Here is a 17,198-nt window from a genome sequence, read left to right as displayed (position 1 = left end):
ACGTTGGCGAAACGAACCTTCCTAGACTTCGAGCAACCCATCGCGGAACTCGAAACCAAGATCGAAGAATTGCGCTATGTGCAGACCGAATCCGCGGTCGACATCTCGGAAGAAATCGATCAGCTCGGCAAAAAGAGCCAGCAACTCACCAAGGACATCTACAGCGACCTGACGCCCTGGCAGATCACCAAGATCGCGCGGCATCCGGAACGTCCCTACACGCTCGACTACGTCAACGAGATCTTCACCGACTTCGTCGAGCTGCACGGCGACCGCCATTTCTCCGACGACCTCTCGATCGTCGGCGGCCTGGCGCGCTTTAACGGCACGCCCTGCATGGTGCTCGGCCACCAGAAGGGCCGCGACACCAAGGAGCGCACCGCGCGCAACTTCGGCATGAGCAAGCCCGAGGGCTACCGCAAGGCGCTGCGCCTCATGAAGACGGCGGAGAAGTTCAAGCTGCCGGTCTTCACCTTCGTCGACACGCCCGGTGCCTATCCCGGCATCGACGCCGAGGAGCGCGGCCAGTCCGAGGCCATCGGCCGCAACATCTTCGAGATGGCGCAGCTCGAGGTGCCGATCATCGTGACCATCATCGGCGAGGGCGGCTCGGGCGGTGCGCTGGCGATCTCGGTCGGCGACCAGGTGCTGATGCTGCAGTACTCCGTGTATTCGGTGATCAGCCCCGAAGGCTGCGCATCGATCCTCTGGAAGACCAGCGAGAAGGCGCAGGAAGCGGCCGACGCGCTCGGCATCACCGCGCATCGCCTCAAGGCCCTGGGCCTGGTCGACAAGATCGTGAGCGAGCCGGTCGGTGGCTCGCACCGCGACCATCGCCAGATGGCCGCCTTCCTCAAGCGCGCGCTCAACGATGCGTTCCGCCAGGTCAGCGACCTGAAGCCGCGCGAACTGCTCGACCGCCGCTACGAGCGCCTGCAAAGCTACGGCCGCTTCACCGACACCAAGGCCGACGCCGGCCGCTGAGCCGGCCGCGGCACCGCCATGACCGCCGCCTTCGAACGGGCCATGGCCGCGTTCGAGCCGGCGCATCTGCCGCTGGCCGTGGGCTTCAGCGGCGGTGCCGATTCCACCGCACTGCTGGTGGCCTGCGCCGAGCGCTGGCCCGGTCAGCTGCGTGCGTTGCATGTGCATCACGGCCTGCAGTCTGCCGCTGACGATTTCGAACGGCATTGCCTCGCGGTCTGCGAGCGGCTCGGCGTGCCCTTGAGCGTGCGGCGCGTCGATGCGCACCATGCGGCCGGCGACAGCCCCGAGGATGCGGCGCGGCGCGCGCGCTACGAAGCACTGGCAGCAATGGCGAGCGAGGAGGGCGTGCGCGCCATCGCGCTGGGCCATCACGCCGACGACCAGGTCGAGACCCTGCTGCTGGCGCTGTCGCGCGGCGCGGGGTTGCCGGGTCTTTCGGCCATGCCCGCGCATGCGCTGCGCGGCGGCATCGACTTCCATCGGCCCTTGCTCGCGGTGCCGGGCGGCGAGATCCGTGAGTGGCTCGCGGCCACCGGACTGCCCTGGATCGAGGACCCGACCAACGCCGACGCGCGCTTCACGCGCAACCGCATCCGCGCTGTGCTGCTGCCCGCGCTGGCCGAGGCTTTCCCGCAGTTCCGCGGCACCTTCGCGCGCAGTGCCGGCCATGCGGCGCAGGCGCAGCAGCTGCTCGACGAGGTCGCGGCGCAGGACCTCGAGACCGCCGGCGAGCCGCCGCGGATCGCCGCGCTGCAGGCGCTGTCGCGCGCGCGCCAGGCCAATCTGCTGCGCCACTGGCTCGCGCGCACGCATGGCCGCGCACCGAGCGCGGCGCAGCTCGACCAGCTGCTCGACCAGGTCCGCGCCTGCACCACGCGCGGCCACCGGATCCACCTCAAGGTGGCCGACGGTTTCGCCGAACGCAGGGGGGATCGGCTGCATTGGTACAATGCCCCGCCCTCGCCAGCAGCCTCGCGCTGACAGCCTGCGGGGCGCCGCCTTCGCCGCATGCGCCGCATATGGTTGAAGCGCGGGATTTTTCTTCTCTCAGAATTCACCCATGGCATTGATCGTTCACAAATACGGCGGCACGTCGATGGGCTCGACCGAGCGCATCCGCAATGTCGCCAAGCGCGTCGCCAAGTGGGCGCGCGCCGGCCACCAGATGATCGTGGTCCCGAGTGCCATGAGCGGCGAAACCAATCGCCTGCTCGGCCTGGCGAAAGAGCTCGCACCCAGCAAACCGGCCGAGGCGCACAACCGCGAACTCGACATGCTCGCCTCCACCGGCGAGCAGGCCTCGTCGGCGCTGCTGGCCATCGCGCTGCAGTCCGAGGGCGTGGAGGCCGTGAGCTACGCGGGCTGGCAGGTGTCGGTGCGCACCGACAGCTCCTACACCAAGGCCCGCATCGAGAGCATCGACGACGCCCGCGTGCGCGCCGACCTCGCGGTCGGCCGCGTGGTCGTCATCACCGGCTTCCAGGGCGTGGACGATGCCGGCAACATCACGACGCTGGGCCGTGGCGGCAGCGACACCTCGGCGGTGGCGATCGCGGCCGCGATGAAGGCCAACGAGTGTCTGATCTACACCGACGTCGACGGCGTCTACACCACCGACCCGCGCGTCGAGCCCGATGCGCGCCGCCTCTCGACCGTGAGCTTCGAGGAGATGCTCGAGATGGCGAGCCTGGGCTCCAAGGTGCTGCAGATCCGCTCGGTGGAATTCGCCGGCAAGTACAAGGTGCCGCTGCGCGTGCTGTCCAGCTTCACGCCCTGGGACATCGACATCAATGAAGAGGCCAAGTCCGGCACGCTGATCACTTTCGAGGAAGACGAAAACATGGAACAAGCCGTCGTATCCGGCATCGCTTTCAACCGCGACGAAGCCAAGATCTCGGTGCTCGGCGTGCCCGACAAGCCGGGCATCGCGTATCACATCCTCGGTGCGGTGGCCGACGCCAACATCGAGGTCGACGTGATCATCCAGAACCTCAGCAAGGACGGCAAGACCGACTTCAGCTTCACGGTGCACCGCAACGAGTACGCGCGCACCGTCGACCTGCTGCAGGCCAAGGTCATGCCCTCGCTGGGCGCGACCGAGATCGTCGGCGACACCAAGATCTGCAAAGTCAGCATCGTGGGCATCGGCATGCGCAGCCACGTGGGCGTCGCGAGCAAGATGTTCCGCGTGCTGAGCGAAGAGGGCATCAACATCCAGATGATTTCGACCAGCGAGATCAAGACCTCGGTCGTGATCGACGAAAAATATATGGAGTTGGCGGTGCGCGCGTTGCACAAAGCCTTCGATCTGGACCAACCGGCCGCCTGAGTGATGGCATAATCTCGGCTTCTTTCAGGAACTGTGACCGAGTGGCCGAAGGTGCTCCCCTGCTAAGGGAGTATGGGGTGTAGAGCCTCATCGAGGGTTCGAATCCCTCCGGTTCCGCCAATTGAGGCTCTGGATCAATCCAGAGTCTTCCAAAAAAGCCCAGTAGATCGTTGATCTGCCGGGCTTTTTCTTTGCCTGCGCCTCTCAAACGATCCAAGACTTTCCAGGGTTTTCCAGTTCGAGCCGCGTTCGACTGGTGGTAGGGGCGGTGGTAGGCCGCAATGCTGTGGTAAAGATTGGCGGGGAACCCCTGTGGTAAAACCCGCCGCATGCCCCGCCACACCCTGACCGCGCTTGCCCTGAAAGCGCGCCTTGCCGAGGCCGCTAAGGCGGCTGCCGAGACGAAGAAGCCGCAGCGCATCGGTGACGGCGACGGCCTGATGCTGGTTGTGCAGCCGAATGGGCATGCCTCATGGGTGCTGCGCTACTCGAACCTTGGCAAGCGCACGGACCACACGGTGGGGCGATGGCCCACGGTCACGCTGGCGCTGGCCCGCGACAAGGCGGAGGAGGCCAGGCGATCGCTGGCGGCCGGCCAGGACCCTGCGGCAAAGCGGGTGGAGGAGCGCCAGGCGCGAGTCTCGGCCGCCTCGACTGATACCCTGCGGGCCATGTTCGATGAGTGGATGGCCAAAACGAAGTCCGAGGCTAGCGAGGTCTACCGCGGCAACATCGAGGCGGCGCTGAAGAAAGACGTCTTCCCCAAACTAGGCGCCAAGGCTCCGCACACGATCACCCGGGCCGACATCGTTGAGATTCTTCGCGACGTCGAGGAGCGGGGCGCCTACGAGATGGTGCGCCGGATCCGCATGTGGCTGCGTGAGCTATTCGAGTTCGGCATCGACGACGAGAAGCGACCGCAGCTTCTGGCCTCGCCGATCCCGATGGGCACGCTGCGGAGCTTCAAGACTCGCAAGACTCGGAGCTTCCCGGCGATCACCGAGGCCGCCCAGGTGAAAGACCTGATGATGGCGCTCCGGTCCTCGCAAAGCTGGACGGTGCGCGCGGCGCTGCTGTTCTCGGCCTACGTGTGGCAGCGACCTACCGAGATCCGCGAGGCGCCGTGGAGCGAGTTCGACCTTGACGCTGCGCGCTGGGTGATCCCGCCGGAGCGGATGAAGAATCGCGAAGAGCACTGGGTGCCGCTGGCACCTCAGGTGGTGGCGCTGCTACGTCAGCATCAGGGCGTCGTCGGCAGCGAGGGCTGGGTGTTCCCTGGCCGGAAGTACGGGAAGCCGATTTCCGAGGGAACGCTGACCGGGCGGCTGATCACGGCCGGCTACGACAAGAAGCACACTCCGCACGGGTTCCGGGCGATGGCCCGAACCGTGCTGGACGAGAAGTTGAAGGTCGACACGCGCTTCATTGAGAAGCAGTTGTCGCACGAGGTCGACGCCAGGCTACGCGGTGCGTACAACCGCGCAGAGTACTGGGACGACCGTGTGCTCATGATGCAGACGTGGGCGGATTGGCTGGACGCTCAGAAATGAGGCGCTGCAGATAGGCGTCGATCTCGGTATCGGGCCAGTAGTTGCCGCCGCCCTGCTTGACGGGTGCGGGGAACGCGCCGCGCTTGATCTCGCTGTAGATCGTGGATTTGCCGCGGCGCACGCGCTCGCAGACCTCGGGCAGTCGAAGCAGTCTCATTTTTTTCCTTTCCCGCGAGACGAGTGGGCCTCGAAGTCTTTCCACGCTGCTAGCGCCACGAGGGGCGCCATCATCAGGAAAAACAGGGCGGTGGCTTTGAAGTGGAGCGTGCGCCACGGCTCGCTGAGCATGAGGAACCCGAACGCGATGGCGACGACGAAAACCCAGGCGATGACGGCGAGAAAAATGTAGGTCTGCTTCATCCCTTCCTCTCCTTCCCCCCATCCCCCCGAATCTGCCGAGCGATCTTCTGTGGCTCGGTCCAGGGGAAGCGGGGGTGTTGTGGAGTGTGGTCCTGATCGACCGCGTCTCCTGTTACCTCGAGCGCCTTCTGGATGCGGTCGTGCTTGTCGAAGCCGAGGCCTCCTTGCCAGTCGAGCCATGCGAGGAGTTCGCGGAGAAGCAGGTTCTTGGCACTGAGCGCCGCAATCTCTGCGTCCCGTGCCTGCCAGACGATCCATGCCGTTCTGGCGTAGCTGTTGATGTATTCGCCGGCCGCGTCTTTCTCGAAGTAGAACTCGCCTACCTGGGAGACGGTGGCTTCGAAGGCGGCGTGGATGTCAGTGGTCATGGGAGGGGGCCTTTCATGAAGACCAACCAGTGCGTCATGCCGTTGCGGCCACTGATCTGGCCGAACAGCGGCTTCTCGGGCGTCAAGGGCAAGATCTCGCGCAGCTTGACCTGCGTTTCGTTCCACTTGAAGACGAGCACGCCTTCGGGAGCGAGCACGCGGAAGCACTCGGCGAAGCCTTGCCGCAGGTCTTCTCGCCAGTCGTTGCCGAGCTTCCCGTACTTGGCGGCGAGCCAGCTGCGCGGACCGGCCCGCTCGAGGTGCGGCGGGTCGAACGCCACGAGGCGGAAGCGGCCGTCAGGGAACGGCAGCGCGCGGAAGTCCATCAGCGTGTCGGGCTCGATGGTGAGGGTCCGCGTGCCGTCTTCGTGGTGCGTGCGGTCGGTGACGGTAATCGTCTCGCTACGACGGTCACCAAAGATCGCGCGCGGATCGGTCTTGTCGAACCACATCATGCGGCTCCCGCAGCAGGGGTCGAGCACTAGTTGCTCAGGCATCGCCGTTCTCCTTCTTGAGCGCCGGCACCTCGACCATCCCGTCTTTCGGGCAGTCTTGGCACTGGCGGTTGTAGGCCCGCATGGGGCATTGGGTGGGGCCGTTGGCGAAGCGCGAGTCGCACATGCGCACGCAATCGGCGTTGTGGTCTGCGATCAGCTTGCGCAGCTTCGCCGCCTCCTCCAGCGCCGCATTGGCACGCTGGTCGCCGTAGGCACGGAGCTGGTCGGCGGTGTACCCCCAGACAAGGAACGGTCGCTCGGGGTACTGATCTGCATGCAGCGTTCGCAAGATGACAGGCGCCGGCATCGGCACTTCCTCGAAGGCGGGGGCGGTCATGCGTCCTCCGTGCATTCGCAAGGCAACAGGTCTTGCTGGAGCACCTTGATGTTGATGATCCGCTTGGCGTCGGCCCAAAAACGCTGCTGGGGGATGTGCTCGGTCGCGGGGATGCCCGCAGCCTTCATCGCCGCAAAGCGCGGCTGCATCTCTTCCAGATAGACCGGCTGGTCGCCGTCCCAGTGGATGGCATGGCCGATCTCTTCCTCGGCCCACATACCCTTGAGCCAGATGTCCGGTCGCGTGCAGTACACGATGTACCAATGCTGCCAGCCCGCTTTGAGGCAGCCGATGCAGTTGCCGTGCTTGAACACGCTGTAGGTGCACGGGCGTGCGATGCCGATGGCCTCGGTGTCGTTGAACTGCTTGTCGCTCCACAGGCGCGGATAGTCGGTCTTCCATCCCTGCGATCCCATGATCCCGATGCGGCGCTGGATGCGCCCCGGCTCCGTGGCATCGAAGCCGTAGTAGATCGTGCTGGAGTCCTTGCTCGCATTCGCGGCCAGCCACTCCATGAAGGGCTCGGTCTTGAGCCGTGCAGTGCAGAGCTCGGACCCATTCCCCACCTTGAACGCCTGCGATTCCACGCATACGTCGAACTGATCTTGCGATGCATTGCGCCGGCTGGCGAAAGTGAGAGGCAGCCCCAGGTGCTCCGCCACGTCGCGCTTGAATCGCTTGATGTCGGCGTGCTCGACACTGAAATGCATGTCGTGGTTCAGAAGCACCACGTTGTTCTTGCCGTGCCTGCGTGCCACATCGAGCGCTACCAACGCCGAGCTAAGGCCACCCGAATAGCAGACGATGTGCTGCTCAGCCATGGCTACCTCCGTCCGGGCTCGTGCTCTTGAGGGCGGCGCGGGCATCGGCCATGGAGCGCGAGCCCTCGGGCGGATCCCCTTCGCCGGGGGTGAACTCGAATGCCGCCCCTTCTTCTAGAAGCGCTGCCCAGCATGCGGTGTGATAGTGGTTGGTGCAGTAGTCACCTTCCCACACGCCCGACTGCTTGCAGTAGCGCTCGCCTTTCTCGATGGCGTAGGCACAGCAGATGCACTGCCGTAGCGTGCGGCTGGCCTGCTCGGTCATCGGATGGAAGAAGTTGCCCATCACGCCCCTCCCTTCGCGCCCTGGGTGGGCTGAAGTGCTGCGCGAGCGTCCTTGATCGGCTTGAGGTAGCCGGCGTAGGCACTGCGGAGTTTCTGAAATGCGGCGTTGGGGTCTTCGGCCTGCGCAGCGTTCCATCCGGCCGCCATGCCGGCCAGGTACTGGCTGTCCGATAGCGCGGCCTCGATCGCCTCCTGCTTGTCCGCGAATCTGCTCAGCGTGCTCATGCTTGCTCCTCCGGAGGCTGCACGGGCGCGGGCTGGGCGAGGGCGGCGCGGCGCTCGTGTTCATCGAAGATGTCGCCGATACGATCGCCGCACAGGTCGAAGGCGGCCTTGAACCACGATTCCCAAGACTCGGGGTCGCTGGGATCGTTCTCCGGCTTCGAGTCGGCATAGGTGTGGACAGCGGAAAGCACGTCCTGCTTGAGCGTGCGGGTTCCATCGGTCCACCGGAACCTCTGCTTCCCTGCCTCGCTCGGCGCGGCCGGTATAGCGGCGGGAGGGGCTGTGGCGAGCAGGCGAATGACGTCGGCCTTGACTTCGCACCACGTCACGTCCTCAGCGGAGAAGCCGCGCTGCGACCAGTCTTTGAATCGGCGGTAGAGGCCGGAGACGATTTCGTTCACGCGCGGGTCGTCTTGCAGGTCCAGCCAGCCTGCAGGAGCCTCGGTGCTGGCGCTCTGCCCGTGCCCGCTGCGAGAAACAGGGGTTCGAACACCGGGGTGTACGTATCGCTCCCGTAGTCCCCGCGCTCTTCTTCGAAGCACAGGCTCGGCTCTCCGCTCGGGAGGTTGCTCACGAGGTACGCCACCGGGGCCGCTTCGCCTGCATTGGTGGAGAGGGCCGAGACATCGACAGGCCCGAGGCGGTGCCACTTTGGGTTGCAGAGCGCAAAGTCCGGCGACTCCGGCCCCATCGCGACGGCATACCGGCCGTCCTCGTGCTCGAAAAGAAGGGCTTCAGCCATGTTGTTCTCCTGTGGGTCAAAAGGGGATGTCGTCGGTGAACCGCGCGAGGCGCCAGCGCAGCGACTCGGTCAGCGGGTCGATGCCCTGCGGGTGGCGCTCCCAGAGCTCGAAGTAGCGTTCGAGCAGCGCCGGCTTCTCGTCGGGAAGCGTGTAGATGAAGCGGGCGAAGAACCGGGCCAGATGGGCGGCCTTGCGGTACTTGGCGCGGGTCCAGCGGAAGCGCTTCACGTCTTCCCCTCTCCGATTGCGGCAGCGGCGCGGGTGACTCGGGGACGACGAACGCCTCTGATCGCGTTGGCGGCCTCGCTCAGCACGTTCTCGTAGGCCATCTCGAGCGCTTCTTCGTACTCGAGGGCGTATCTCCTCTGGCAGACAGCGGCCAGCTTGTCCGGCGGCATGTAGGCCGTGATGCGCTTCAGGGCCGTATACAGCTTCTCGGCGAGCTCCCTGTCAGTCATGCGCCTTCTCCCGGGGTGGGGCGGGCCTTGGCGAGGGCTGCGCAGTAGACCGGCACTTGCCAATCACCTTCCGCAGACCTCGCCAGAAGGATGTTGGCGTTGGGGAAGTTGTCCAGATCGAACTGGCGCACGAATCCGAGTGGAGAGAGGGGCCGGGCCTCGATTGCAGCCCGCGCAGCACGCTCAAGCCAGTTGCGTGCATCCTTCGCGATGCCGGTTCCCGTCACGTCCTCGCCGGCCTCCGCAGCCGCGCGCATCTGGTCGAGAAACTCCACCGCATTGCGCAGTTCCGCGAGCGGATCGCTCACCGCCTGCTGCGGCGCCCCTGAAGACTGCCTGAGCCAGTAGTCGATATCGTCTCGCGTCACGGCGTCTCTCCCGCAGTAGGTGCAGCGGGCAGGGGCTGCCAGTGGGTGGGTTGCACTTCCACTTCGCGCAGTTCGAACTGCTTCTCTTGCTCCGGACAGAAGAAAGTGGCAGCGGCGTAGAACTTGTCTTCGATGCGCATCCCGTAGCCCGTTTTCCGATCCTCCTCGGGACCCCAGGCCAACTGCATCCAAGCGACGCCCTTTGCACCCTTCGGCGCAGTCTCGATAGGTCTCCACCCGCTCTCGGGCGCGGCAGTGGAGAGCGTGGCACGCCGTTGCCAAGCAAGCGCGGCGACATGGTGCTTGTCCCAGAGGTGCGCGGCGTCGGTCACGTCGTAGACGTGCGGGAAGCTGTGCCCGAGCCATGCGATGAATGCCTCGCGCTCTCCCTCCTGCCCCGCACTGGCTTGGCGGCCCTGGGAGGCGGAGGGGGCCCCTTCGGCACGAGCCCGCCATGCATCCCATGGCCCCTGCGTGCGCAGGTCTTGGTAGTCATCGCCGCGAACAACGCGCTGCAGCACGAAGCCTTGGTCATTGGCCCACGCTTCGAACTGCGCCCGTTCATCCTCTGCACTGGCTTGGCGGTGCACGGAGGGGGAGGGGCGGCGATTCCAGGCGGCGATGGCTTCGGCCGCAGTCGGGCAGATCGGGCTTGATATCTTGCACTGCGCGCACTCGGCGAACGCCCCATGGATCAACGGGCCTTCCGTGCCGTCGATCAGCGTAGTCTCGCCCCCGCAGAACGGGCAAGGGCCGGGCTTGGTGGTATCGGTCATGGTGGGATGGGGGTTACTCGATCGAGTCCTGCTGGACGTCGGGCAGCGCCAGCAGCAACTGCACGTCCCGCGACTTGAACGTCGCCAGCTTCCCGAAGTCGGCCTCGCGCACGTCGGCGATCTCGCAGGCCCACGACCAGGTCGTCGTGCCGCCTTCCTTCGGAGTGATGTGCAGCGAGTCGACCTTCACGTCACCGAGCACGATGTCGGACTTGCCGCCCAGTCCGAAGTCGAAGGTGAGCGTGCACCCGGTCTGCTCGCCGTCCCACGAGAAGCGGCCGAGCTTCTGGCCGATCTTCGTGAGGTTCGGCTTGTCGGTGATGGGCTCCACGCCGTCGAGGCCCTGCTGCTCCGCGCCGCCGGCCTGCTTGGTGTAGAGCATGCCCAGCAGGTAGCCGTCGAGCATGCTCAGCGCGCCGTTGGGCATCTCCGCGGAGAACACGAGCTTCACGCCCGGGTTGCTGTCCGGCGGGCGGTTCTTCTGCGACAGGACGTCGATGTCGATCAGCTTGGCCTTGGTCGAGGACTCGAGGTAGAACATGGGTAAGGGCTCCGGTTGGTGGGTGGAGAAAGAGGGCGGCTGATCGCTCAGCGCCGGCCGGGAATGAGTGCAGTCACAGGAGGAGATGAAGGCCCGGCCGGGCTCGCCCGAAAGGGTCAGGCGCCGAACTTGCTCTCGACCAACTTGCGCAGGTCTGCCTGCTGGTCGGCGGGAAGATCGGTCGCGCTGTCGAGCACGAGGTCGGCTACCTCGCGGCTCGTGGACTTGTTCACCTGGTCGGCGAGTTGGGCGTAGGTCGGGCCGGCGTCGACGGGCGGCGGCGCCGGCGTGCGCTTCTTGTTGGCCGCCTCGCGCACGGCATCAAGGCTGGCGGTCTTCGCTTCTGCCGCGGCGACGCGCGTGTCCATGACTTCGCGCCACGTGGTTTCGCCATCGCGAATCGCGGCATACAGCGAGCGCAGGTCGGCCAGGTCCTTGGGCGCCAGCGTTGCCGCCTCGTGGCCCAGGTACTCCTTCAACTGGTTCGCCTGCACGCCGAGGCCTGCGAAGGCGTCGAACAGCTTGCGCTTGGCCGCATCCGGGTCCTGCGCATCGCCATTGGCCTGCGTGACCACAACCTGGTCCATGCACTCGTCCACGATGTCGCCGGGGATCAGGCGCAGGCCCAGCGTGCGGACCGCCTTCGAGATCAGCGCCTGCTGCTTGTTGATGATGTCGTCGTCGGTGCCTTCGAGGATGTACAGCGTGTCGCCGTAGCTGTTCGTGCGCGTGGCGATCACGGTGTCACCGTCCTTCTTTTGGCGGCGCTCGATGGTCTTGGCGATCGTGATGTCCTGGCTGTAGGGGACGTTCGCCTCGAGGTCGGTAACGGTCACGCGGACGATGCGCTTCTCGCGGTCGTCGTAGACCGTCATCGTTTCCACCGTGATGTTGGTCATGTTGCGCACGGCCGCTTCGGCGAACCGGATGCTCGGGCCGGTGGGCCACTTGCTGCGGTCGCGGCCGATCGGCTTCGTGTAGCGCGCCACGGCGGCGAAGGAGGGCCGCAGGCACTCCTTCAGCATGCGCTCGCGCACGACGTCCATGTCGCGCGGCCGGCGGATGGCCATGATGTAGCGGGCCTCCACCAGCGCCTTGGCCTGGGCCGCAACTGCGGTGGACGCGGTGTCCGGTGCTGCCAGTTCGTTGGCAAACTCGTTGCGGGTCACAAGTTGATTCATGCTGCGTTCTCCAGTTGACGATTCGCCCATGCGGGCAGGGTGATGAGGCTGATGGAAGGGGCGTAGCCGGGCCACACGCCGGTGCGCTTGCATTCGGCGTAGAGGTCAAGGAGGCGGCGGTTCTCGCGGCGCGCGGCGTCGAGCACGAGGTCGTCGAGCATGTAGGCGGCCGCTTGGTGAGGCCACGAGGACTCCACCGCGGCGAACACGAAGCCGTGCACCTTCGTGCCGGTGGCGCGCTCGTAGCCGTCCGCGTACCAGGCTGCCTGCAGGTGGTAGCGGTAGTTCCAGATCGCGCGGCCGAAGCCTTCCGGGCTGGCGTCCTGGCACGTCTTGCCGTCGACGATGACGACGCCGTCGCCGGCCGGGCTGGTCCAGTCGGGCCGGCACTTGCAGAGCTCGCCGGTCTTCTCGTCGATCCAGAAGGCCGAGGACTCGCCGATGCCATCGGCCAGAAGCGCGCCGAGCTCGGGCAGAGCACGCAGTCGCGCCGACTGCGCGCGCGCCGCGGCCATCTGCTCGACGTCGACGATGATTCGGGTCTGCTTAGCGCGCCAGGCCTTGCCGTCCTTCGTGCTGAAGCTCATGCCATCGGGCTTGATCACGTAGCGCGCATCCAGCGTGTCGGGTTCGAACAGCGCGCAGTGCACCAGCGTGCCGTTCACCATTGCAGGCGAGGGCTCGCCGGGCGGCGGCCGGTTCGGATCCATCTGGATGCCGAAGAAGTGCGCCGGGCTTTGCTGCATGCGCTTGAGTCCACCAGCGCTCATCGCAGCGATCGCGTGGTAGCGCTCGGCCGGCATGCTCGTGTACAGCCCCGGGAACACCGCGCTCGCCTCGCACGGCAGCAGGTCGGTTTCGATCGCGCCCATGGTCAGGCCTCCACGGCGCGCTGGGCGGCGTGCCGGCGGAAGCGCTCCTCGTAGTCGGCGAAGTAGTCCGCGAACGCCGCGCGCAGCTTCGTCTTGTTGGACGGGTCCGCCATGAGGTAGCAGTGCGCCAGCGACTTCACGAAGCTGCCGCCTTGGACCTCCATCATGTGGAGGGCGTTGTCGAATTCAGTGGGCATGATTCAGCCTTTCAAAACGAGCGCCAGGCCCAGACGCCCAGCAAGATGAGGGACAGTGCGAGCAGGCCGAGCGACACGAAGCGCGCGGCTCCGCTCTCGGGCTCGTGGGGGCGCGACTGCAGCGGCGGGAAGTCCGTCTCCGTCGCGACGTTCGGGTAGGGCTTCACATCGGCCTCCAGTTGTTGAAGACCAGCGCGGCCACGATCCCGATCAGGCTCGCGACGTAGACGTAGGGCTCGGCGTCGTTGAAGGAACTCGGCTCGTCGGCCATGGGCACGATCACGCCGCCGGCAGCGCGGCCGAACGCTTCCTCCAGCGTGCGAGGGCAGGGCGTGCAGCGCTCGTGCGTCGCGTCGACGCTGCCGACGAACTCGCGCGGGGCGGTCAGGCGGTGTGCGTTCATGCCACCCCCTTCGTCGCGAGGTTGATCACGTTGCGCGCCGTGGCGTAGCGCCGGCCCGCAGGCGCGCCCTCAACGAACGCCGTCTTGCGCTTGCTGTCCGGCCACCAGTGCACGTTCACCAGTCCGCCGACCACCAGCACGCGGCCGTCGGGGTACTCGATGACTTCGACCTCGCACTCGCGCGCCAGCTTGCGAAGGGTGTTGCGGTCCGTGCTCACTTGGCACCGCCTTCCTGGCCGGTGGCCTTGGCAATCACTGCCCGCGCTTGCTCAAGCCACAGCATCTCCTTCGTCTCTTGCAGAAGCGTCTCGGCAGGTTCGTCGTGGGTGCGGACCATCAGGATCAGTGAGTTCAGCAACTCGGGCGCTGCGGCGATCAGGCGGGCGTTGGCCTCAGCGATCTCATCCGTTGCGTAGTCGGTGCCGGCCCAGTTTTCTGCAACGGCAGCGCGCGAGCAGTCAGCAATGCCAATGACGGCGGCAGAGTTGACGAAGGGGCCGTTTGCTTCCCACGGCCCAGGCGTGTGCTGCGCGGCGCTCACGATGCTGCCTCCTGCGCTACGCTGAGTTCATCGAACACAGCCCAAGCCGCTGCGTTCACTCGCGCATCGGCAGAGTGCGTCGCAGGGCGAAACGCGAAGCCTTGGTGGAAAACGACGTAGTCCCGACCGATGTCATCCCGAATGCGGTAACGTCGTGTCGAATCGAAGGGGCCGAGGGGCACGACTTCCAGCACTTGGCCGTCGTGGCAACTATTCATCGTCACGCAGCGACCCGTGATGTAGTCGCCGACCGATGGGGTGAGACGCGCGGCGCTCATGCCGACCTCCCAGTGGTCTTGCCTGCAGTCATCACCGCATCCATGTGCTCGCGCGCCAGACCGCGAAGCATCTCGCGCCGTTCCTTGACGCCGAGGATCTGCTTGATGTCGGTGGCGAGTTCGGCGGCCATGTGGTTGACCATGCGGTCGGCCAGCTCGGCCTCGAGGCGCGCAGCGATTTGCCTCTTGAGCGCTTCGGCATCCACGAGCCGCCAGCAGTCAGCGATCCACTCGGCCGGGATCTTGAGGCGGCTTTCGTAGTTCGGCAGCAACCAGCCACCAGAGCCGACGAACTGCAGCACAGCCTTCTCGGCCGCAGCCTTGACTTGGTCTTCGAAGGAGCTCATGCCGACCTCCGGGCGCGGGGTTGGGGGATCGACACGCCCGAGGTCATCGCCGCCGGGGCAACCGTGCGCCAGATCGAACCATCGGGATCGACCTCGACCTGCAGCTCGTAGATCGCCGTGAACTGCGCACGGCCCTCGCGCCACACCTCGTGGTTGTCGCTCGCCTCGTGGAACCAGTCAGCGCGCGCCAACAGACGCCGGTAGCGCGCAACCTTCTCCTCGCGCTCGAAGTCGTTGAACTGCACCTGCTCGTCCGCCAAGCGCAGCATCCGATGCCGATCGGCCACCTCGGGCCGGCTCTGTAGTGCTTGCATGTCCATCTCCTGTTGGGATGGGATGCAATGTAAGCGCTCTAACCAATGAATACAAGCATGCTTATTGACCCTTAAGCGTGCTCAGTCTTTCGGACGAAAAAAAAGCCCGCGCGATGGCGGGCTCGGTCGGCGGAGGGTTAGGCCGCTATCTGCAACGGAAAGTCAGATCCACTCGGGGAAAGTTGCCCAAGATGAAGGGCGGTTGGCTTTCGGAATAAGTCGTCGTTTCCATGGTCTTCCCACCCCTAGAGCATGTCTCCGAGGCGGCTTGGTAGACCTCTGCTTTCAAGGTGCCTAGACCACTAAAACCAGTCGCAGCTTGCTTGGAAATGAGGAAGGTGTCTTGCCCAACAGGGACTACCCCGGAGTTGCTTGCGCATCCGGCCAACAGTGAGATGCAGATCGAGGCGACCGCTACAGTCGCAACCCGAGGTCGAACTATCACTCGCATTTGAACAAGACCTCCGCTGTCTGTGGTGTCCACCCCTGAGTGCCACCAGAGGTCGACGACTCAAGGACCATTTCCTTCTTGCCGCAGAACTCGCGAGCTCGCGCCAGAAGATCCTGCTTGATTTGGCCGTCAGTAGTAAAGCCTCCGCGGACTGTCGACGACACCATGAATCGATCACGACCCACCGGCTGAATCGGCGTCATGCTCGTGCATGCGGCGAGCGTGGATGCGGCGAGCGCCGCAACAAGAATCCCTCTCATCATCCCCTCCGTTGTCCGAATCTCAGGTAAAAAACCATATTCCAGGGTGGCTGCCCTCGGGTCTTCACCGACTGAAAATTGGTTACTTTAGATAACACTCTGGGTGCGTATTCATAGATTCGCGCCGACGGCTTGGCCATCGATCCCCTCAGTGACTGTGCGTACCCGTCTTGAGCGGCCGCTCCCCCGATAAGCGCCTGGCGATCAGCGGTACGACATCCATGTTGGCACTCGGATTGGCGATGAAGGTTTGAAGCATGGACTCTGCACCTTGCCGCGCCTCCAGGGCCGGCGCTTTCTCAAGGGCGAGCCCGATGGCCTCAAGCATCTGCTCGAGCGTCATCGCCGCGGCCGCTGGCTGAATTGCGGCCTTCCGCGGCCCCAGCCCTTTCGCAAGCCACAATGCGCTGAATCCAGAGGCGCGTTCCAAGTAAATCGCCGAATCGATCTTGGCGATGGACTTGATTTCCTTGGCACCCTTGCCCATCCACTGCGACACCGCAGAGTGCGAAACCTTCGCGATCGCAGCAATCTCTGCGATCGACCATCCGGTCTCGCGCGAGAACTCCTGCATGCGTTCGGCCAGCGTGCTCATGTAAGCAAGATTAGAAGCCACGGCGAGATAAGCGTGCTTTGACAAAAAACATAAGCGCGCTAACATGTGCGCTATGAACAAAGCTCGCGCTCTTGAACTGCTCGGTGGGTCGGTCGCTGCCGCCGCTGAAGCAATCGGCATCTCGTCGGCTGCCATCTCGCAATGGCCCGACGAGCTTCCAGCTCGCATCGAGGACCGGGTTCTCGCAGCCCTCGCTCGAAGGCACCTGCCGGCCGAGATGCTGGAGGCCGCCGGTGCTACGCCCGCGCAGGCCGCCCCCGAGCCCACCGCAGAGGGGGCGTAGGCCATGACCCGCATCGCCCATTCCTGCGCCTGCGCGGCCGCAATCGTCGTTGCCGCCGTGCTGTGGAGCCTGGCGCAACTGCTGTGCCGCGGCTTCGATCGGCCGGAGCGCTGAGCTGTGGATCCGTTCTTCCTCTTGGCTGGCCTCGTGATCCTGGCCGTGGTTGTCGGGCTCATGCTCGACGACCGCGTCCGCCAGCGCCGCGGCAATGCCGAGTAAGGCGGCGTCATGCACGTGAACCCACTCAGAGCCCTTGTTGGGCCGTCCTACTGCAAGGCCCTCAACCGGCCGACTCCCCAGCGAGGGGGCTGAACGGATAGGGCGGCCCAACAAGGCCTTTTTTTCATCAACCGAAGCGATGGGAGTCGCAGAAATCATGGATCGCAGTTTTGAACCCGCCGAATGGAAACCACAAGAAACCGCTGGAAAGCACTGGAAAGCGGACCGCGCGGTGACGACGCACGGACCTGCCGGCGAAGTGCTGGAGCTCGAGCTCATCGAGCGCGCTGGCTTCAGCAGGACGCTCTCGGAGGCCGCGATGCACGCGGATCTCGACCACTACCAGATCGCCGATCGCATCCACATCAGCCACGGCTACATGGCGAAGTTCATGCGCGGGGTGGGCGAGCAGTGGGCCAAGCGCCTCATCGCCTTCATGCGCGTGACGAACAGCATCGCGCCGCTGGTGTGGCTGGCCGACCAGATGGGCTGCGACGTGACCGTGCGGCACAAGATCTCGGCCGAGCTCGCCGCGGCGCGCGCCAAGGTCGCGGAGCTCGAGCAGCGGCACGGGCGGCTGTTGGCGTAGGG

Annotated in this window: 32 protein-coding genes and 1 tRNA gene; 6 read left to right on the top strand and 27 right to left on the bottom strand. The window is 65.3% G+C overall.

The genetic code is table 11. From position 1 onward, the window contains the following. Nucleotides 1-3 precede the first annotated feature (3 nt). The 5 genes from INQ48_18300 to INQ48_18280 all read left to right on the top strand — a co-directional run bounded on the left by INQ48_18300 (nucleotide 4) and on the right by INQ48_18280 (nucleotide 4,866). Nucleotides 4-984 carry an acetyl-CoA carboxylase carboxyltransferase subunit alpha gene (locus tag INQ48_18300; protein QRF55360.1) on the top strand — a complete coding sequence of 327 codons (981 nt, stop codon included), beginning with the start codon at nucleotides 4-6 and terminating at the stop codon, nucleotides 982-984. Between the two features lie 18 nt (nucleotides 985-1,002). Beyond that, nucleotides 1,003-1,968, top strand: coding sequence for a tRNA lysidine(34) synthetase TilS (gene tilS, locus INQ48_18295; protein QRF55359.1), 966 nt, complete (start codon nucleotides 1,003-1,005; stop codon nucleotides 1,966-1,968). A 79-nt stretch (nucleotides 1,969-2,047) separates the two neighbouring features. Then, nucleotides 2,048-3,316, top strand: coding sequence for an aspartate kinase (locus tag INQ48_18290; protein QRF55358.1), 1,269 nt, complete (start codon nucleotides 2,048-2,050; stop codon nucleotides 3,314-3,316). 27 nt (nucleotides 3,317-3,343) lie between these two features. Then, nucleotides 3,344-3,436 (top strand) — tRNA-Ser (locus INQ48_18285). Nucleotides 3,437-3,645: 209 nt separating this feature from the next. Then, nucleotides 3,646-4,866 (top strand): integrase arm-type DNA-binding domain-containing protein, encoded by a 1,221-nt coding sequence (locus INQ48_18280; protein QRF55357.1) that lies wholly within the window; start codon nucleotides 3,646-3,648, stop codon nucleotides 4,864-4,866. Here INQ48_18280 and INQ48_18275 read toward each other — a convergent pair. The 27 genes from INQ48_18275 to INQ48_18145 all read right to left on the bottom strand — a co-directional run bounded on the left by INQ48_18275 (nucleotide 4,823) and on the right by INQ48_18145 (nucleotide 16,622). Continuing rightward, nucleotides 4,823-5,023, bottom strand: a complete 201-nt coding sequence (locus tag INQ48_18275) for an AlpA family phage regulatory protein (GenBank protein QRF55356.1) — start codon at nucleotides 5,021-5,023, stop codon at nucleotides 4,823-4,825. The two genes, INQ48_18280 and INQ48_18275, sit on opposite strands and share 44 nt — an antisense overlap. Further along, nucleotides 5,020-5,226, bottom strand: a complete 207-nt coding sequence (locus INQ48_18270) for a hypothetical protein (GenBank protein QRF55355.1) — start codon at nucleotides 5,224-5,226, stop codon at nucleotides 5,020-5,022. Before INQ48_18270 ends, INQ48_18275 begins: the two co-directional genes overlap by 4 nt. Then, nucleotides 5,223-5,594 (bottom strand): hypothetical protein, encoded by a 372-nt coding sequence (locus INQ48_18265; protein QRF55354.1) that lies wholly within the window; start codon nucleotides 5,592-5,594, stop codon nucleotides 5,223-5,225. The genes INQ48_18270 and INQ48_18265 overlap by 4 nt, the downstream gene beginning before the upstream one ends. Continuing rightward, nucleotides 5,591-6,091 (bottom strand): class I SAM-dependent methyltransferase, encoded by a 501-nt coding sequence (locus INQ48_18260; protein ID QRF55353.1) that lies wholly within the window; start codon nucleotides 6,089-6,091, stop codon nucleotides 5,591-5,593. The genes INQ48_18265 and INQ48_18260 overlap by 4 nt, the downstream gene beginning before the upstream one ends. Continuing rightward, nucleotides 6,084-6,428 (bottom strand): hypothetical protein, encoded by a 345-nt coding sequence (locus tag INQ48_18255; GenBank protein QRF55352.1) that lies wholly within the window; start codon nucleotides 6,426-6,428, stop codon nucleotides 6,084-6,086. Before INQ48_18255 ends, INQ48_18260 begins: the two co-directional genes overlap by 8 nt. After that, nucleotides 6,425-7,249, bottom strand: a complete 825-nt coding sequence (locus tag INQ48_18250) for a hypothetical protein (protein ID QRF55351.1) — start codon at nucleotides 7,247-7,249, stop codon at nucleotides 6,425-6,427. The genes INQ48_18255 and INQ48_18250 overlap by 4 nt, the downstream gene beginning before the upstream one ends. Then, a complete protein-coding gene (locus tag INQ48_18245; GenBank protein ID QRF55350.1) occupies nucleotides 7,242-7,535 on the bottom strand; it encodes a hypothetical protein in 294 nt (97 codons plus the stop codon). Before INQ48_18245 ends, INQ48_18250 begins: the two co-directional genes overlap by 8 nt. Continuing rightward, nucleotides 7,535-7,759 carry a hypothetical protein gene (locus INQ48_18240; GenBank protein QRF55349.1) on the bottom strand — a complete coding sequence of 75 codons (225 nt, stop codon included), beginning with the start codon at nucleotides 7,757-7,759 and terminating at the stop codon, nucleotides 7,535-7,537. Before INQ48_18240 ends, INQ48_18245 begins: the two co-directional genes overlap by 1 nt. Next, a complete protein-coding gene (locus INQ48_18235; GenBank protein ID QRF55348.1) occupies nucleotides 7,756-8,160 on the bottom strand; it encodes a hypothetical protein in 405 nt (134 codons plus the stop codon). Before INQ48_18235 ends, INQ48_18240 begins: the two co-directional genes overlap by 4 nt. After that, complete coding sequence (locus INQ48_18230) at nucleotides 8,157-8,501, bottom strand: hypothetical protein (GenBank protein ID QRF55347.1); 345 nt, start codon at nucleotides 8,499-8,501, stop codon at nucleotides 8,157-8,159. Before INQ48_18230 ends, INQ48_18235 begins: the two co-directional genes overlap by 4 nt. A 16-nt stretch (nucleotides 8,502-8,517) precedes the next feature. Continuing rightward, nucleotides 8,518-8,730, bottom strand: coding sequence for a hypothetical protein (locus INQ48_18225; protein QRF55346.1), 213 nt, complete (start codon nucleotides 8,728-8,730; stop codon nucleotides 8,518-8,520). Continuing rightward, nucleotides 8,727-8,960: a hypothetical protein gene (locus tag INQ48_18220; protein ID QRF55345.1), complete on the bottom strand. Its 234-nt coding sequence runs from the start codon at nucleotides 8,958-8,960 to the stop codon at nucleotides 8,727-8,729. Before INQ48_18220 ends, INQ48_18225 begins: the two co-directional genes overlap by 4 nt. Continuing rightward, nucleotides 8,957-9,328 (bottom strand): hypothetical protein, encoded by a 372-nt coding sequence (locus tag INQ48_18215; GenBank protein QRF55344.1) that lies wholly within the window; start codon nucleotides 9,326-9,328, stop codon nucleotides 8,957-8,959. Before INQ48_18215 ends, INQ48_18220 begins: the two co-directional genes overlap by 4 nt. Beyond that, a complete protein-coding gene (locus INQ48_18210; protein QRF55343.1) occupies nucleotides 9,325-10,104 on the bottom strand; it encodes a restriction alleviation protein, Lar family in 780 nt (259 codons plus the stop codon). Before INQ48_18210 ends, INQ48_18215 begins: the two co-directional genes overlap by 4 nt. Nucleotides 10,105-10,117: 13 nt before the next feature. Beyond that, complete coding sequence (locus INQ48_18205; protein QRF55342.1) at nucleotides 10,118-10,645, bottom strand: hypothetical protein; 528 nt, start codon at nucleotides 10,643-10,645, stop codon at nucleotides 10,118-10,120. Nucleotides 10,646-10,761: 116 nt separating this feature from the next. Continuing rightward, complete coding sequence (locus INQ48_18200; GenBank protein ID QRF55341.1) at nucleotides 10,762-11,856, bottom strand: hypothetical protein; 1,095 nt, start codon at nucleotides 11,854-11,856, stop codon at nucleotides 10,762-10,764. Continuing rightward, nucleotides 11,823-12,698, bottom strand: coding sequence for a PD-(D/E)XK nuclease-like domain-containing protein (locus tag INQ48_18195; protein ID QRF55340.1), 876 nt, complete (start codon nucleotides 12,696-12,698; stop codon nucleotides 11,823-11,825). The genes INQ48_18200 and INQ48_18195 overlap by 34 nt, the downstream gene beginning before the upstream one ends. 2 nt (nucleotides 12,699-12,700) lie before the next feature. After that, the gene (locus tag INQ48_18190) at nucleotides 12,701-12,895 is read right to left on the bottom strand and encodes a hypothetical protein (GenBank protein ID QRF55339.1); all 195 of its coding nucleotides are present in this window, start codon (nucleotides 12,893-12,895) and stop codon (nucleotides 12,701-12,703) included. 11 nt (nucleotides 12,896-12,906) lie between these two features. Further along, nucleotides 12,907-13,062 (bottom strand): hypothetical protein, encoded by a 156-nt coding sequence (locus tag INQ48_18185; GenBank protein QRF55338.1) that lies wholly within the window; start codon nucleotides 13,060-13,062, stop codon nucleotides 12,907-12,909. Beyond that, entirely contained in the window at nucleotides 13,059-13,298 is a 240-nt protein-coding gene (locus tag INQ48_18180) for a hypothetical protein (GenBank protein ID QRF55337.1), read from the bottom strand. The genes INQ48_18185 and INQ48_18180 overlap by 4 nt, the downstream gene beginning before the upstream one ends. Continuing rightward, nucleotides 13,295-13,516, bottom strand: a complete 222-nt coding sequence (locus tag INQ48_18175; GenBank protein ID QRF55336.1) for a hypothetical protein — start codon at nucleotides 13,514-13,516, stop codon at nucleotides 13,295-13,297. Before INQ48_18175 ends, INQ48_18180 begins: the two co-directional genes overlap by 4 nt. Then, a complete protein-coding gene (locus tag INQ48_18170; protein ID QRF55335.1) occupies nucleotides 13,513-13,839 on the bottom strand; it encodes a hypothetical protein in 327 nt (108 codons plus the stop codon). The genes INQ48_18175 and INQ48_18170 overlap by 4 nt, the downstream gene beginning before the upstream one ends. Further along, nucleotides 13,836-14,117: a hypothetical protein gene (locus INQ48_18165; protein ID QRF55334.1), complete on the bottom strand. Its 282-nt coding sequence runs from the start codon at nucleotides 14,115-14,117 to the stop codon at nucleotides 13,836-13,838. The genes INQ48_18170 and INQ48_18165 overlap by 4 nt, the downstream gene beginning before the upstream one ends. Continuing rightward, complete coding sequence (locus INQ48_18160) at nucleotides 14,114-14,464, bottom strand: hypothetical protein (protein ID QRF55333.1); 351 nt, start codon at nucleotides 14,462-14,464, stop codon at nucleotides 14,114-14,116. Before INQ48_18160 ends, INQ48_18165 begins: the two co-directional genes overlap by 4 nt. Beyond that, nucleotides 14,461-14,778 (bottom strand): hypothetical protein, encoded by a 318-nt coding sequence (locus INQ48_18155; GenBank protein ID QRF55332.1) that lies wholly within the window; start codon nucleotides 14,776-14,778, stop codon nucleotides 14,461-14,463. Before INQ48_18155 ends, INQ48_18160 begins: the two co-directional genes overlap by 4 nt. A gap of 859 nt (nucleotides 14,779-15,637) precedes the next feature. Then, a complete protein-coding gene (locus INQ48_18150) occupies nucleotides 15,638-16,084 on the bottom strand; it encodes a hypothetical protein (protein ID QRF55331.1) in 447 nt (148 codons plus the stop codon). A gap of 10 nt (nucleotides 16,085-16,094) precedes the next feature. Continuing rightward, a complete protein-coding gene (locus INQ48_18145; protein QRF55330.1) occupies nucleotides 16,095-16,622 on the bottom strand; it encodes a hypothetical protein in 528 nt (175 codons plus the stop codon). A 217-nt stretch (nucleotides 16,623-16,839) separates the two neighbouring features. On the opposite strand from INQ48_18145, the gene INQ48_18140 reads away from it, so the two are divergent. Next, on the top strand, nucleotides 16,840-17,196 hold the full coding sequence (locus INQ48_18140; GenBank protein QRF55329.1) for a hypothetical protein: 357 nt from the start codon (nucleotides 16,840-16,842) through the stop codon (nucleotides 17,194-17,196). The last annotated feature ends 2 nt before the right edge of the window (nucleotides 17,197-17,198 follow it).

The sequence above is a fragment of the Variovorax paradoxus genome, from assembly GCA_016806145.1.
Taxonomy (GTDB): Bacteria; Pseudomonadota; Gammaproteobacteria; order Burkholderiales; family Burkholderiaceae_C; genus Variovorax.
This window is presented reverse-complemented; position numbering and strand designations above follow the sequence as displayed.

What these genes read in the sequence shown, in the direction of transcription:
- tilS (QRF55359.1), top strand. Translation starts at nt 1,003, where the DNA reads ATGACCGCCGCCTTCGAACGGGCCATGGCCGCGTTCGAGCCGGCGCAT.
- INQ48_18290 (QRF55358.1), top strand. Translation starts at nt 2,048, where the DNA reads ATGGCATTGATCGTTCACAAATACGGCGGCACGTCGATGGGCTCGACC.
- INQ48_18280 (QRF55357.1), top strand. Translation starts at nt 3,646, where the DNA reads ATGCCCCGCCACACCCTGACCGCGCTTGCCCTGAAAGCGCGCCTTGCC.
- INQ48_18275 (QRF55356.1), bottom strand. Translation starts at nt 5,023, where the DNA reads ATGAGACTGCTTCGACTGCCCGAGGTCTGCGAGCGCGTGCGCCGCGGC.
- INQ48_18270 (QRF55355.1), bottom strand. Translation starts at nt 5,226, where the DNA reads ATGAAGCAGACCTACATTTTTCTCGCCGTCATCGCCTGGGTTTTCGTC.
- INQ48_18265 (QRF55354.1), bottom strand. Translation starts at nt 5,594, where the DNA reads ATGACCACTGACATCCACGCCGCCTTCGAAGCCACCGTCTCCCAGGTA.
- INQ48_18260 (QRF55353.1), bottom strand. Translation starts at nt 6,091, where the DNA reads ATGCCTGAGCAACTAGTGCTCGACCCCTGCTGCGGGAGCCGCATGATG.
- INQ48_18255 (QRF55352.1), bottom strand. Translation starts at nt 6,428, where the DNA reads ATGACCGCCCCCGCCTTCGAGGAAGTGCCGATGCCGGCGCCTGTCATC.
- INQ48_18250 (QRF55351.1), bottom strand. Translation starts at nt 7,249, where the DNA reads ATGGCTGAGCAGCACATCGTCTGCTATTCGGGTGGCCTTAGCTCGGCG.
- INQ48_18245 (QRF55350.1), bottom strand. Translation starts at nt 7,535, where the DNA reads ATGGGCAACTTCTTCCATCCGATGACCGAGCAGGCCAGCCGCACGCTA.
- INQ48_18240 (QRF55349.1), bottom strand. Translation starts at nt 7,759, where the DNA reads ATGAGCACGCTGAGCAGATTCGCGGACAAGCAGGAGGCGATCGAGGCC.
- INQ48_18230 (QRF55347.1), bottom strand. Translation starts at nt 8,501, where the DNA reads ATGGCTGAAGCCCTTCTTTTCGAGCACGAGGACGGCCGGTATGCCGTC.
- INQ48_18220 (QRF55345.1), bottom strand. Translation starts at nt 8,960, where the DNA reads ATGACTGACAGGGAGCTCGCCGAGAAGCTGTATACGGCCCTGAAGCGC.
- INQ48_18210 (QRF55343.1), bottom strand. Translation starts at nt 10,104, where the DNA reads ATGACCGATACCACCAAGCCCGGCCCTTGCCCGTTCTGCGGGGGCGAG.
- INQ48_18205 (QRF55342.1), bottom strand. Translation starts at nt 10,645, where the DNA reads ATGTTCTACCTCGAGTCCTCGACCAAGGCCAAGCTGATCGACATCGAC.
- INQ48_18200 (QRF55341.1), bottom strand. Translation starts at nt 11,856, where the DNA reads ATGGGCGAATCGTCAACTGGAGAACGCAGCATGAATCAACTTGTGACC.
- INQ48_18195 (QRF55340.1), bottom strand. Translation starts at nt 12,698, where the DNA reads ATGGGCGCGATCGAAACCGACCTGCTGCCGTGCGAGGCGAGCGCGGTG.
- INQ48_18190 (QRF55339.1), bottom strand. Translation starts at nt 12,895, where the DNA reads ATGCCCACTGAATTCGACAACGCCCTCCACATGATGGAGGTCCAAGGC.
- INQ48_18180 (QRF55337.1), bottom strand. Translation starts at nt 13,298, where the DNA reads ATGAACGCACACCGCCTGACCGCCCCGCGCGAGTTCGTCGGCAGCGTC.
- INQ48_18165 (QRF55334.1), bottom strand. Translation starts at nt 14,117, where the DNA reads ATGAGCGCCGCGCGTCTCACCCCATCGGTCGGCGACTACATCACGGGT.
- INQ48_18160 (QRF55333.1), bottom strand. Translation starts at nt 14,464, where the DNA reads ATGAGCTCCTTCGAAGACCAAGTCAAGGCTGCGGCCGAGAAGGCTGTG.
- INQ48_18155 (QRF55332.1), bottom strand. Translation starts at nt 14,778, where the DNA reads ATGCAAGCACTACAGAGCCGGCCCGAGGTGGCCGATCGGCATCGGATG.
- INQ48_18150 (QRF55331.1), bottom strand. Translation starts at nt 16,084, where the DNA reads ATGAGCACGCTGGCCGAACGCATGCAGGAGTTCTCGCGCGAGACCGGA.